We start from the raw sequence: 14024 nt of genomic DNA, 5'->3' as shown, positions 1-14024 counted from the left end.
GGGAACCATTCGTTTATCGTTCGAGTTTTTGACTCACCACGGCTGTTACGCCGTCGGCTCTCATGGTTACGCCGTAAAGCGCGTCGGCAATCGACATGGTTCGTTGCTGGTGCGTAATGATGATGAGCTGCGCATGGGCGCGTAGCTCATTGAACGCATTAATCAAACGGGTCAGGTTCACGTCGTCCAACGCGGCCTCGACCTCGTCCATCACATAGAACGGGCTGGGGCGGGCGGTGAAAATCGCGAACAGCAGCGCCAGCGCGGTCAGCGAACGTTCGCCGCCGGACAGGAGGCTCAGCTGTTTGACGCGCTTGCCGGCCGGGCTGGCCTCGACCAGTACGCCGGTGGTGAGCATGTCTTCCGGGTTTTCCAGGCGCAGTCGTCCGGTGCCGCCTGGGAACAGCGTGGCGAACATCTGCTCGAATGCCTCGGCGGTATCGTCGAACGCGGATTTGAACACCTGGACCATCGTGGAATCGAGATCCTTGATGAGCTGCATCAAATCGTCACGTGATTTGACCACATCGTTGCGCTGATCATTGAGATACTTGTTCCGCTCCTCAAGCGCTTCGAATTCCTCGGTGGCCAAAGGGTTGATCTTACCGAGTGTGGCCAGATCGCGGCGAGCCTTATCGAGACGCTTCTTCTGCTCCTGACGGTTATACGGCACGGTCTTAAAGAGGGCGGAATCGCCGTTGGTGCCGGCCTCTCCCCCGGTTTCTCCCTCTTCGGTCCCAGCCTCAGCTTCCGTCTCATCCAACGGCACAGGGTTGCCCTCATCATCCAGCACGGGCACCGGCTGTTCGGGGCCGTAACCACTAACCAATTCCTCCAAAGTGAGACCGAGTTCGTCGGACACTTTCTGCATGAGCTGCCCGGATTCGGCGGCCAACCGTTCGCGGTTTACATCCAAGGCATGTTCGCGCCCGGTCAGATCGGTGACCTTGGGCTCGATCTGGTTGCGCTGCGCGCGCAGGGCCTTGAGTTCCTCGTCATGGCTGGAGGCGGCGGCCTGCAGCTCGTCTCGTTTGGCGGCCACGTCATGCAGCGTATGCTCCACCATGGCGGCCACTGCTCGCGCGTCATCGGCCACGCCTTGCAGGTGTGCGGCCTGCTCGCGTCTGCGATCGTTCAACGCCTCGATGCGGGCGCGGCGTTCGGCGGCTTCTTTGGCGTTGTCCCGCAGCAGCCCGGCCTGTCGGCTCAGGGACTCCCCTTTGCGGCTTGCCTCGGTCCACGCGATTTTCGCGGCGACCTCATGCTCGCGAGTCAGGTTCAGTCCGCGCTCCAGCGTGCGTTCACGTTCATCGAGTTCGTCGAAATCGACATGTTCGGCGGTGGATTGCCGGGCCGATGCCATAGCACGATTGAGATCGTCGAGCTTGAGCTGATGCTCGTTGCGATTCTCTTGGGTCTCGGTGATTTTCCTATCCAGCTGCTCAAGCTGACGGGTGAACGATGCGACGCGGTCTGTGGCGGATTTCAGAGATTTCTCCGCCTGTTGGGCTTTGAGCCGGGCTTCGGTGCGTTTGGCGGATTCCTGGTCGACGAGTCGGGCCGCTTCATCGCGTTTGGCTTTGGCCTCGGCCACTTGCTCAGCCATTCCGCCGTCTTGGGCGGCCAACTGTTTGACCTGTGCCAATGCTTTGTCTCGACGGGCGGCCAGAGACAGGTCCGATTGAGAGATGGAAGAGCCGCCGACCGCCGCCACGCCGTGTGTGAAGGTCTCGCCGTTCTTGGTGACGGCCCGCATGGCTTCGCCGGATGCCACAATCTGCTGGGCTTCGTCGGCGGTGCCGGCCACTGTTACATCAGCCAGCAGGAGACGCACGGTGTGCACGACCGCTTCAGCCTGCGCCTGGTTCTCGGCATCCGGGTTCGCAGTGACGAGTGCTGCCAGCGCGTTGCCCGATTGCGGGGCGGCCGCCGTGTTCTCGGCGCTACTCTCCTCCGACTCCGTGCCCGGCTCTGTGGCGGGATCGCCGGCAATGCTCGCGGTCAGCACCACGGCTTTGCCGAGCTTATCTTCCCGAGCGCGTTCGAGGGCGTGCAACATGTTGCCTGCCTCGGGTACCACGATGGCGCTGGCATACTGGTCGAGAGCGTGGGCCACGGCATCTTCCCAGCCTTCGGCCACATGGATGAAGTCGGTGAGTCGGCCAAGCGAGGCCACGTCCGTGTCGCGTTCCAATGATCCGGAGGCATTGCGGCTGCCTAGCGTGTCGGCAAGCGCATCGGCCTTGGATTTGAGCGAGATGATCTTGGACTGTATCTCGCGCTGCTTATCGGCGAGTTCGTTCAGTCGTTCGCGGCATTCGGCGAGCGTTGCACGCGCGGCGTCCAATGCGGCACCGTCATCGTCGGCAATGGAGTCCGCTTCGCTGCGCAATGCGTCCAGCTGTTGCTGGGCATCGTAGCGCTGGGAAGTCAGCAAGTCGCGTTGGGAGGCATAATCCTTGGCGCGGCTGGTCGCCAGTTGCACGGCGGATTCCTCGCGGGCGATGAGTTCGCGCAGTCGGGCGATCTGCGCATCGCGCTCCTGTGCGGTTTTGCGCAGTTCCGTCAAGGTCTGGCGGACTGAGGCAAGCTTCTTCTCGTCGTCGGCGCGTTCCTCGGTGGCCTTGTCGAGTGCGATGCGTGCATCGGCCACGGCCTTGGTTTGTGCCGCGGCCTGAGACTCCAGTTCCTCGGCTCGTTTGACGAGCATGCCGGGATCCTCACCGAAGTTGGTGACGATCTGGCCGGTGAGTGACCGGCTGCGCTCTTCGGCCAACTGGGCGAGCGCGTTCAGTCGTTCACGGGTCTGTGAGAATTCATGCCAGTATTGGTTGGCCTTGGCGATGGCCGGACTGGATTCAGAGCTCAACGCCTCGACCTGTTCGATGCGTACTTTGACTTGGGCAAGTTCACGTTGGGCGACGGCCAGCTGGTTGCGCACATCGCCAAGCTCTTGACGTACCGTGTCGCGGCGGCTCATCGAGCGTTGGGCGTCTTCGGCATACAGGCGTGCTTGGGCGTCGCGTACGGATATCTGAATCGCGTCGGCGCGCCGGGAGATGCGTGCCTGGCGTCCGAGGGGGCCGAGCTGGCGGTGAATCTCCCCCAGCAAATCGTCAAGTCGACTCAGGTTCGTTTCGGTATTGGCCAACTTGCGCAACGCGCGTTCCTTGCGCTTGCGGTGCTTCAGGATGCCGGCGGCCTCTTCGATGAACGCGCGGTGGCCGGACGGGTCGGCCTTCAGAATCGCATCCAATCGTCCCTGACCCACAATCACGTGCATCTGCTGGCCAAGACCAGTATCGGAAAGGAGTTCCTGAATGTCGAGCAGACGGCATTGCGAGCCGTTGATCGCGTATTCGGAGCCTCCGTTGCGGAAGATGGTGCGGGATATGGTGACTTCCGTGTAATCGATATCGAGCGTGTGATCGGAATTATCGATGGTCAGGCTCACCTGTGCACGGCCCAATGGCGGGCGGGAGGACGTGCCCGCGAAAATCACGTCCTCCATCGAAGTGCCGCGAAGGTTTTTGGCACCTTGCTCACCCATCACCCAGGTCAGGGCGTCGACGATGTTCGACTTGCCCGAACCGTTGGGGCCGACGACCGCCGTGATGCCGGGCTCGAAGCGCAGCGTGGTGGCGGAGGCGAAGGATTTGAATCCGCGGAGGGTGAGTTCCTTGAGATACATGGCGTGAGATTGTTTTCCGTGTGTCCGGGTATCCGATATGCCTTGGATTCGGGTTACCGGGCGTCGGCGGAATCGTCGGTGCCTGTGTCGGCACTGGCCGTGCCGGTGCCGGCGTTACCGGCGTCACTGGCCTGTTCCTTACCGAGGCCGAGGACGTCGAATACGTCGAAGTCGTCCGGGCTTACCGAATCCTCGAGGTTGTCGGCGGCCTCATCCTCGGCCTTGTCTGCCGGCCGATCCGAATCGTCCGGGTCGACCGCCGGCTGATGGACGGCCATGGCCTGCCTCATCGTGGGGCTGGCGTGTTCCTCAAGCATCAGGCGTGCGTCGCCGGCGGTGACGAAGCTGCCGCAGATGAGCACGCCGTGGCCGTAGCCCACGCCCAACTCGTCTTCGGCATCGACCATGTTGACGGCAGCCTGAATCGCGTCGGGCAGGTTCGCTTCCTTGATCACACGGTCACGGCCGAACACGTCCACGGCAATCTTCTCAAGCTCATCGGCCGGCATCACACGCTCGCGCCACGAGTTCTCGGTGACCACCACGGAGCTCAGGATCGGCTCCAGAACACCCAGATATTCCTCGACTTGCTTGTCGCGCATCATGGCGACCACACCGACCAGCTGCTTGAAGTCGTAGCTTTCCTCGATGGCCTTGCGTAGGGCTTCGGCGGCATTCACGTTGTGTCCGCCATCCAGAATGATGGTCGGTGAGGTGCGGATCTGTTCGATGCGGCCGGGAATCTTGACCGAGCTCAACGCCTCGGCCACCAAGTCGCCGTCCAGCGGGCCATTGACCGGAATCACCACTTCGGCGGCGACGAGCGCGGCAAGTGCGTTATGGGCCTGATGCTCGCCGAACTTGGCGATCGGCACGCCCTCGTAAGTGCCGTTGGGCGTGGTCAGGGTGGCGACTTGTCCGCCGACTGCGGCCATGCGGTCGGACACGGTCATTTCGTAGCCGTCGCGCACGAGCGTGGCGTGGTTGCGTTCGGCGGCTTCGGTGAGAATCGGCATGACGGCTTCCTCATGCGGCTGCGGGCCGATGATGGCGGTGCAGTTCGGCTTGATGATGCCGGCCTTCTCGGTGGCGATCTGTTCGACGGTGTCGCCCAGCCACTGCATGTGGTCCATGTCCACCGGACCGATGATGGCCGCATCCGCGTTGAGCACGTTGGTGGCGTCCCACAGGCCTCCCATGCCGACCTCGACGATGGCCACGTCCACGGGCGTGTCGGCGAACTTCCAGATGGCCATGGCGGTGAGCACCTCGAAGAAGCTCATCTTCGGCTTGCCTTGCTCCTCCATCTTGGCGTCCACCAGGGCCACGAGATCCTTGGTCTGGTCCCAGATGTCGATGAAATCGTCGTCGGACAGCTTCTGGCCGTCGATGGCGATACGCTCGTTGATCTTCTCCAGATGCGGCGAAGTGTACAGGCCGGTGCGCATACCGTAGGCGCGGCAGATGGCCTCGGCCATGCGTGCGGTGGAGCCTTTGCCGTTGGTGCCGGTGATATGAATCACGCGGAACGACTGCTCCGGGTGGCCCAGGATGTCGAGCATCAGGTTCATCCGGTCGAGATCCAGATTGGTGGTGTTATGCTCCGGCGGGCGGCTCATGATGTCCAGTTCGACGTCCCGCATGCTCTCATTGTTCCGATTCGGATGCTCGAATGACATATTCTCTTCTAACCTCTGCTCGTGTTGCTGTTGCACCGTTCGGAGTGCGTATGCCACTTACGTGTTCGCGCCATTCTCATCATGTCTACGCATGCCCGCATATATTCCGCTTCCGCATGCGCAGGAAGCTCCCCTCGCACAGGTTTGCCCTGCATGGTTCGGGATTCTTGCCTTCACGCGTGGAGTCACACTCCTCAATTCCCTCTATCCTAGCCGCCGGGGTGGTTTATCGTGCGCGCACAGTGAAACCGTCTCATATGTCGCCGCCGCGCGGGCGGCCTTTTCCTGCAGCGCGCACAGTGAAGCCGTCTCATATAGTTGCAATGCGGCTCTTGCCGTCGGCATCCCATTCTTAGTCGGCTGCAATCCAAAACTTGTATGTCCGGCGACGCTGATGCTATTCAGCGTCGGTACAGTGCCAGCTTCTGGCGGTACACCGACGCTATGCTGCTCTTGCGAGTCGGTAGCTGGCCAAAACCTGGATTAATCCCGACTCCATCGCCTCTCAGTGTCGTCTCCTCGCCAAGGCATGCCATTCTGCCGTCGTTGAGAAATTTCAACGTCGTCAATCGACCATGTCTTGCCCCGGAAACGACTCTCACAAACGTCCGCTACATCATCTTTTGAACTCGCAGAGGCTCATTCACTGTTATGACTGCTCTCACCGTCGGCAGCCGTCCAAGCCCTGGATCTATGCCGCCAATAAATCGCAGCAAATCGTCGGCCACGATACAACCATTGGACTCACGCCGACGCTAGATTCCACACTCAGACAGAAGCCAGCCAATATCTGAATCAGCACCGACGGCGTACAAAGCATAAGCACTGTTAACCGTCAATTCGCCGCCCTCTACCAGCTACATCCGCCTTCGCCGATGATATCTTGTTCGAATCCCCAAAGCACGTTGTTCGAATGACATTACTGATGGTGGATAAGTTTTGTATGTTATCCACTATTCCGAATTAGTGGCCTAATACCTTGAAATTATCGGGAATATCTCACTCCAAGACAGCCAAGCTCCGAGGCTAGAACCACAATGGCTGAAATTCATACTTACGCTGCTTCGTTCCGGCTACACTCGACGTCATGAAGACACACAAAGCAGTGGCCTCGCTCATATCAGCCGCGCAGAATGAGCTGAGATGCGTCTATTCAAGAAATGAAGCGGAACAGACCGCTCTACGCCGCCGTGCCCAGAGTGGTGAGTTGTTGAAAGTGTATGACGGCATTCCCAGTCTTTATGCAAATACCGCATACTGGGATGGTTTGACGCCGCCGGAGCGAACGTTGCATATGGCCCGCGCTCTTGCGCAAGAGCATCCTCAGTGGGTTTTTGGCGGCTTGGTGGCAGTAAGTGCCTATGGATTCGAACATCAATGGCATTTGCATGATGGCTGCATAACCATCGTGACTTCCGATCATGGATCTCGTCAATGCCATCAGCGCTTACGACATGTCTATATGCCCGATATGAACAATCCGAAGACACATCACGAGGCCTCCGGCCTATCCCTGATATCACCGGCTAGAACCTTGGTCGAGGCCGCCATAGACCTTGATTTTCGGTTTGCGTTGCCGATCTTTGACTCGGCCCTTGCCAAGGGAATAACCAAGGAAGGGATAGCCGCCGACTGCGTTCAATGGAGAATCGATTATGCCCGAGTATTCCGCCTGCTGCGCTATGCAAACGAAAGGAGCGAGAATGGCGGAGAATCCCTCGCGCGAGGCACCATCATCGAAGATCGCTTCCTCACGCCGCGTATTCAGGTAACGGTGACCGACCCACAGACGAATACCGAGCACCGCGTTGATTTCGTATGGAAGCTCGATGACGGGCGCGTGATAGTGGCCGAATACGACGGCACACAAAAATACGTGGACCCAGCCATGACCGATAACCGCAGCATTCAGGAGGTAGTGGCCAAGGAACGCGCACGCGACGAGGGACTGAAACGAGCCGGTGCCACCGAAATCGTCCATTTCACATACGCCGACGTCATCGAACGCACTCCGCTGCGGGTAAAACTGATCAAAGCCGGGGTGCCTCAGGTGGAGACCTCCGCATAGCAGCGGGTCCCGCGACGCGATAAACCTTCATCGCATGGGTTCACATGGATTCAGCCCGCAAAATATGTCAATATCAATCGACAATCTCCAGCCCAAGCCCATGCCCCTCTCCTTCCCTGCCGAGAACAATAAACAGGCCCGCATTCCAGCCCGATGCACTCGCCATATGGGCATGTCCAGAAGACCGTCCAAATTCCGTACTTGGTTTTACCGTCAGCCGTCAATCGTGGCACATCGCATAAAGCCGACTAGTATGAAGTGGGAATCGATGATTCGACAACAACTACATACAGGAGAGTGGCAATGGGTGAAGTGATCACCGCCAAGGACAAGGAATATGAGGCCGAAGAGCGCGCTACGGCGCCGGGCGCGAACCAGTCGATGAGCGACCGCGTGAACAACCGCTCGCTGCGCCCGCAGTCGGCCGCATTCAAGGAGTTCATGAAGTCCGGCTGGGCCGACGACGATCCGGAGATCAAGCCTCTCGAATCCTCCAAGTTCATTCCCGCCCGTCTTGAGGCGCTGGGCAAGGCCTTCCCGGGCGAACGTCTGGTCATTCCGGCCGGCCAGCCGAAGGTGCGCAACAATGATTGCGATTACATGTTCCGCCCGGATACCACGTTCGCCTACTACACCGGCCTGGGTTCCGATTATGAAGCTGGTGCCGTGCTGGTCCTGAACCCGGTCGACCCCGACTCCCCCGAAGCCGCGACCGGCAAGACCCACACCCCGGAACTGTTTGTGGCGCCGCGCGCCGACAACTCCACCGAGGACTTCTTCATGTCCGCCCACTACGGCGAATACTGGGTTGGCCCGCGTGCCGGTCTCAAGGAGATGCAGGCGATGACCGGCATCGAAACCCACGACATCGCCCAGCTGGCTGACGCCCTGTCCAAGGATGTGGGTGCCGAGGCCGGTGCCGTGCGTGTGCGCGTGGTCAGCGAGACCGACCCCGAAATCACTTCGATGGTCGAGTCCATCCGCGAGGCCAACGGTTTCGCCGATCCGGACAAAAACTCCGCATCCGACGACAAGCTGCACGAGTTCGCCGCCGAGGCACGCATGGTCAAGGACGGCTACGAAATCAACGAAATGCGCAAGGCCGTGGACGCCACCAAGCATGGCTTCGACCGTCTGCTCTCCTCTCTGCCGGCCGCGCTCGACAAGCCGCGTTCCGAGCGTATCCTCGAAGGCGCGTTCAACGCTGTATCCCGTGAGCTGGGCAACGCCGTCGGCTACGACTCCATCGTGGCCTCCGGCCCCCACGCCCCGATTCTGCACTGGATGCGCAACACCGGTGTGGTGAAGACCGGCGACATGCTGCTGGTGGATGCCGGCGTTGAGGTCGATTCCCTGTACACGGCCGACATCACCCGCACCTTCCCGACCAACGGCAAGTTCACCGACTTCCAGAAGCGCCTGTACCAGGCCGTGCTCGACTCGCAGCAGGCCGGTTTCGAAGCCGCCAAGCCGGGTGCCACCTACTCCGACATCCACCACGCCTGCATGCGTGTGATTGCCGAACGTCTGCACGATTGGGGTCTGCTGCCGGTGAGCGTCGAGGAGTCGCTGTCTCCGCAAGGCCAGCAGCACCGCCGTTGGCTCGCCTGCGGTGTGGCCCACCACTTGGGTCTTGATGTGCACGATTGCGCGCAGGCTCGTTTCGAGTCCTATCAGGGTGCGCCGATTCGTCCGGGCATGATCTTCACCATTGAGCCCGGCCTGTACTTCCGTGAGGATGATCTGCTTATTCCGCCGGAATACCGCGGCATCGGCATCCGTATCGAGGACGACGTGCTCATGACCGAGAACGGTCCCGAATGGATTTCCGCCGGCATCCCGAAGACCATCGAGGGAGTCGAGGCGTGGATGTCGGAACGGGCCAACGCATGAGCACGCCCCCGTTCATTCTGGAACTGCGTAAGAAGATCGGCCATGATTTGTTGTGGTTGCATGGCGTGACGGCATGCGTACTTGACGAGCATGGACGCATACTGCTGGGTCGGCGCGCCGACACCGGCGAGTGGGCGATGGTGTACGGCATCATCGACCCGGGCGAGCAGCCCGCTGACGCCGCGGTACGCGAGGTGAAGGAGGAGACCGGCGTGGACGTCGTGGTCACCGATTTGGTGTCCGTGAATTCCGAGCAACGTATCCTCACCTATGCCAACGGCGACCACGCGCAGTATATGGATCATTCCTTCCTGTGCGAGCTCAAGCCCGGCGGCAACGCCGAACCGTTTGTGGGCGATGACGAAAGCCTTAACGTCGGCTGGTTCTCATTGAACGAATTGCCCTCTCCCCTGGCCCGTAGCACCACGGAACGCCTGTCGGTGTTCCGCCGCTATCTTGAGGCCAAGGCGAAGGGCGACGCCCACGCCTTGTTCATGGCTGACGGCCGGATGCACTAGCCGCGGCTCGTGCATCTTCGTTTCTTGCCCCTTGCGTGGGAGGGGCAAGAAACGGAGGCAACGGCCCTGGTCACCGGGCCGTTGCCTCACACCGTCCGGCCGGATGTACTTCTACCGATTTTCGCGATGAGACGAACGCCGGCGAAGCAGCACGACACCCGAGCCCATGGCAAGCAACGCCACCGTTGCCAACCCCGCAACGGCTACACCGGTATTGGCGATGAACGCCTTGGGATTGGCGCCATTGCCGTTCTCCGGAACACGTCCCGAACCGGAGCCGCTAGGTTTGGCTCCTCCCGGCGATTGCCCCCGGACTTCCACTGCCTTCCCCGGGAGTGGTCGTCCCATTGCCACCGGGATTGGGAGTTTCACCACCGCCCGGTTTCATGGAGCCGACCGGCGTATTAATGATCTTGAGAGTAAGATCAAGCGTGGATCCGCTATCGGATGTGAGACGGAACCCATAAGCACCTGATTGACCGTTCATACCCTTTGGATAATTCACCGGCAATGAGCGGGCCAGCGGCTCCGCGAGCGCAACGCGCCACTGGCCGTTATTCTCCTCGCGTACGGTGTAGTCGGTGTCTCGACGCAGCAGAGGCCCCTCATTGCCATTGGGCTGCATGATGCGTAGCATGCTTTCGGCAAGATGATCGCCGGAGACCAGCCATGAAACCTGATTGGTGTCGACTCCTGCATTCTGCGCAAGATTGTACCCGTCACGCGGCAACGATGCGACAAGTTTGAGCGATTGGGGAGAGGCGGTGCGGTACGCCGCGATTTCGCTGACGGTGGGACTTCCCGGCTTGCCTTGATACATATCGACATTGTCATAGACGGCATCTATTTGAAGTCGGATCTTGGACGTGGTCTGATCGGCGAAGGTCACCGATGTCGTGTCATCGGGCAATCCTTGATCAGAGTCATGGAATTTCACCCAATCGGACGATTCTTCATCCCACCGCCACAGCGAATAACGCTGCACACGGTGATGCGTGGACCACTCGGGGTGATTGCCAGGATCACTGGACACCTCAGTGAATTCCGTAATATCCAGGCGGTTCACGGTAACGGTCTTACCGAAATCGATGTCCAACGTCACCGGATAATCCGGACCATCGGCGGCCGCCCATCGCGTGCCGACCTTGCCATCAGTGATATTGGAGGCGGGGAATTTGCCATTGGGATGCGTCGAACCGGCAATCACGGTTTTGCCCAGTGCCAGATTTCCTTGCACGGGTTTGATGTTTTCCTCCACGGGATTAGTGTTCTTTCCACCGATGTCGGTGCGCTCTACGATGCCGATCTCCGGTGCCAGACCATGGAACACATCGCCTCCAAGTATGTCCTTCTGTCCCATTGCCTCGTTATACAAGCCGGCATTGAGCAGCGGGGAATCATTAGAGGGGGTGAACAGTTTGGCCGCGGAAGTAATGGATGCTTCGGGATCCGTCTTGTTTACCAAACCGGTCAACACGGAAGAATCCCCTGCGAAACCTTGGAATTTCGGCTCATCGGTGATGCCGTTGATATTCTCCGGTTCGCCTTCGCCGCGCTTTCCGGATGCCTCGTAGAACACGTTGTTGCGGAATATCGCTTTGGAAATATCCTTGGCGCTTTCACTGTCGTTCTTTGGATCATGCCAACGTGTCGCGCTGTTGGTGTTGGTGTTGTAGAACACATTGTTGACGAAATACAGCGTGTCTTTGAACGAGTCATTGTGGAACGCAGATTTCGTATTGCCGAATCCGGTCGAACCGCCATCGTAGACAATCACATTGTTGGTAAACCATGTGGGTGAATAGTTGCTGCTCATAAACTCACGAATCATGGTGCCGTTGTCGTTGACCGACAGATTGTATCTGGCTATGGCCTTATCGGTGTTGCCCATATAGGCGAACCATCCCGCGCCATTGTCATGCGAGTAGTTGTGTTCGTATATCACGTTGAAATCGTTATACTCGAAATCCCACGGCGTGCCGTCCCAAGTGGTGGCTGCGCCATCGAAGACCTCGTTGTAACGCATCACGATGTCGGCGCTGGCATAGGCATAGATGGCGCAGGACTGTACGTCATATCGCTTGAGATACCCGTTGACAGTATTGTATTCCATTACGCCGTTTCGAACATCACCCACTTGTATGGCACCTTGCCCGATTGAGTGCATGTAATTATGTCTGATGGCCACATTGGTCGTGTACTGGTTATGAGTTCGCACCCAGAGATGTTCCCAGCCATCATGCCACTTGCCGTTGGCATCCGTTTCGCCCGTGCCATCGCCGAACCAATTAAAACCGACTTGAATGGCATTGAGATCCACATTGTCGAAGACGTTGTTTTCGATGCTGATGTCATCGAACCGATAACCTCCCGCCATCCGTTCATATTCCTGATGGTTCTTGGAACCGAACACCTGGAAGTTGACACCGGCCGCATAGATTTTCTGCCAAGTGGATGGTGAATCCAGGTTATGCACATACACGTTCGAGATCCGGAAATGCCTCATCACCGTGGAAGCCGGATCATTGACCCCTTCGCGTTCAAGCAGATCGGCATTGACTGATATGGAAATGCCGTCCCATACGGTACCATCCTTATTGGTCTTGTCCACGGCGAAATCGTCATCATTCGACAACTGCACATCACTGATTTCCCAATACTGCTGGTTACGCAAAACGATTGCGCCTGTAGTACCTACCTTATCGGGATTCTTGACGGGGTTACCGGTTCCGATGCCCTCTGAGAAAGGGGATTCGACATTGCCGTTAGTGGCGATGTACGGCCGATGGGCCGTTGCTTCACCATATGCGCCGATACTGATCGGTTTGCCATCCACACCCGATCCCTTGGGCCATAGCTGCTGATTCTGCCATGATGAACCGGCCTTGAGCAGAATACGGTCGCCCGGACGGAAAACGGTTTCATTGACCTTGCCGAGGGTTTTCCACGGGGCGCTGACATCGGTGCCTGCATTGGCGTCGTCACCCTGTTGGGAATCTACGTAATAATCCTGTCCTCCGTAAGGATTGGACGCGCTGCCGGCCCATGCTTGTTCGGATTGTTCCGGCGTATCGATCGGGGCATCCAACGGTGCCGCGCCGGCTGTGGCTGTTGGAAGCATGACAGCGATGCCGAGAGCCACCCCAACAATCGCACGCCATGCAATGGCGGTGTGCCTACTTGCCATGGTTTTGTATACCTTTCTGTTGCGCGCCCTTCCAGACATCTGCGGAACAACGCGGAAAGACGTCATGGTGCACCGTCACCTAGTCTTCATAAGCTCTTTCACCTCATTCACGCCGATATCGACTTTGATGTTTTCAGCGCGCGAGGCAATCGCTTGTTCGAGCTTATCGCTCTCCATGACGGTTATAATTCGCGACGAGTATTCACCAAAATTTGTATCGTCATCCGATTTTGCGGAGACATTGACCATGCAAGTGAGCTGCCGCCCGTCGCTTTCGACCTCACTGACTTCTCCTTTCTTCAATTGCGCAATGGCCGAAGCCATAGCTTGGGCATGAGGCGATCCGCCCTCGCCTTTACTGATGGATTCCATATTCCACGATAAGGATGGATACCGCTCCAGTAGATGTTCTGAAGGACCGGTATCATCCATGCCGTCTTCCCAGACGGCTTGCCTGAATTCGCGTGGATCGGCATCTTGAGCATCAACGGTAAGCCGGATGACCTGATAGCCTTGCGATCCAGACCATGCATCACGATGCCGATCGAAGTATTGGCGTGCCTCCCCTTCGCTGACATATAGCTCCTGTCCCGCCTGCTGGGACAAGGTGTCTATGAGATAGCGCTTCGCCTGCGCGACCAGTTGACTGTGGAAGGTGCCGATGGAGAACGTGGTCACACCGTACACCGTTCCCCTTTGTCCAACCGTCGCCATGTTGGAGACGTTGGCACGCTTCATCGACCGCACGATCGCATCCCACGAGGTGTAGTCGCCATATCCTTCTCGTGCCGCCCATGCGAACAGGGCCTGATCGTCGGCGATGGCCTTGCGCATGACCGAAGCCATGGTTCGAACGTCACCCGGGGACGTACGTAGCCGCGCCTGATCAGCGTAATACGCCAGCTGGTCTTGAGGTATGGCTCTGCCGTCAATCGAGGCCCCATCCTGTGAGCAACCGGTAAGTGTCATGCAGCAGCAAAGCATCATA

The 14024-nt window shown here is 58.8% G+C and carries 7 protein-coding genes; 3 read left to right on the top strand and 4 right to left on the bottom strand.

All coding sequences use genetic code 11. From position 1 onward, the window contains the following. Window positions 1-13: 13 nt before the first annotated feature. Window positions 14-3691: a chromosome segregation protein SMC gene (gene smc, locus FYJ31_RS02155; RefSeq protein WP_154535852.1), complete on the bottom strand. Its 3678-nt coding sequence runs from the start codon at window positions 3689-3691 to the stop codon at window positions 14-16. Window positions 3692-3744: 53 nt separating this feature from the next. Next, on the bottom strand, window positions 3745-5334 hold the full coding sequence (locus FYJ31_RS02150; RefSeq protein ID WP_154535851.1) for a bifunctional folylpolyglutamate synthase/dihydrofolate synthase: 1590 nt from the start codon (window positions 5332-5334) through the stop codon (window positions 3745-3747). A gap of 1252 nt (window positions 5335-6586) precedes the next feature. Here FYJ31_RS02150 and FYJ31_RS02140 point away from each other — a divergent pair. The 3 genes from FYJ31_RS02140 to FYJ31_RS02130 all read left to right on the top strand — a co-directional run bounded on the left by FYJ31_RS02140 (window position 6587) and on the right by FYJ31_RS02130 (window position 9849). Continuing rightward, complete coding sequence (locus tag FYJ31_RS02140) at window positions 6587-7438, top strand: hypothetical protein (protein WP_165541019.1); 852 nt, start codon at window positions 6587-6589, stop codon at window positions 7436-7438. 303 nt (window positions 7439-7741) lie between these two features. Next, window positions 7742-9331 carry an aminopeptidase P family protein gene (locus FYJ31_RS02135; RefSeq protein WP_154535850.1) on the top strand — a complete coding sequence of 530 codons (1590 nt, stop codon included), beginning with the start codon at window positions 7742-7744 and terminating at the stop codon, window positions 9329-9331. Next, on the top strand, window positions 9328-9849 hold the full coding sequence (locus FYJ31_RS02130; RefSeq protein WP_065436232.1) for an NUDIX hydrolase: 522 nt from the start codon (window positions 9328-9330) through the stop codon (window positions 9847-9849). Before FYJ31_RS02135 ends, FYJ31_RS02130 begins: the two co-directional genes overlap by 4 nt. 280 nt (window positions 9850-10129) lie before the next feature. Here FYJ31_RS02130 and FYJ31_RS02125 read toward each other — a convergent pair whose 3' ends face one another. Together FYJ31_RS02125 and FYJ31_RS02120 are read right to left on the bottom strand one after the other, a co-directional pair. Further along, window positions 10130-13036 (bottom strand): galactose-binding domain-containing protein, encoded by a 2907-nt coding sequence (locus FYJ31_RS02125; RefSeq protein WP_195839411.1) that lies wholly within the window; start codon window positions 13034-13036, stop codon window positions 10130-10132. Window positions 13037-13111: 75 nt separating this feature from the next. Next, window positions 13112-13870, bottom strand: a complete 759-nt coding sequence (locus FYJ31_RS02120; protein WP_143081243.1) for a peptidyl-prolyl cis-trans isomerase — start codon at window positions 13868-13870, stop codon at window positions 13112-13114. Between the last annotated feature and the right edge of the window lie 154 nt (window positions 13871-14024).

Source organism: Bifidobacterium sp. WCA-178-WT-4B, from assembly GCF_009696495.1.
GTDB lineage: Bacteria > Actinomycetota > Actinomycetes > Actinomycetales > Bifidobacteriaceae > Bifidobacterium > Bifidobacterium infantis.
Note: the sequence above shows the minus strand (reverse complement) of the source record. Positions and strands in the feature narration are given on the sequence as shown.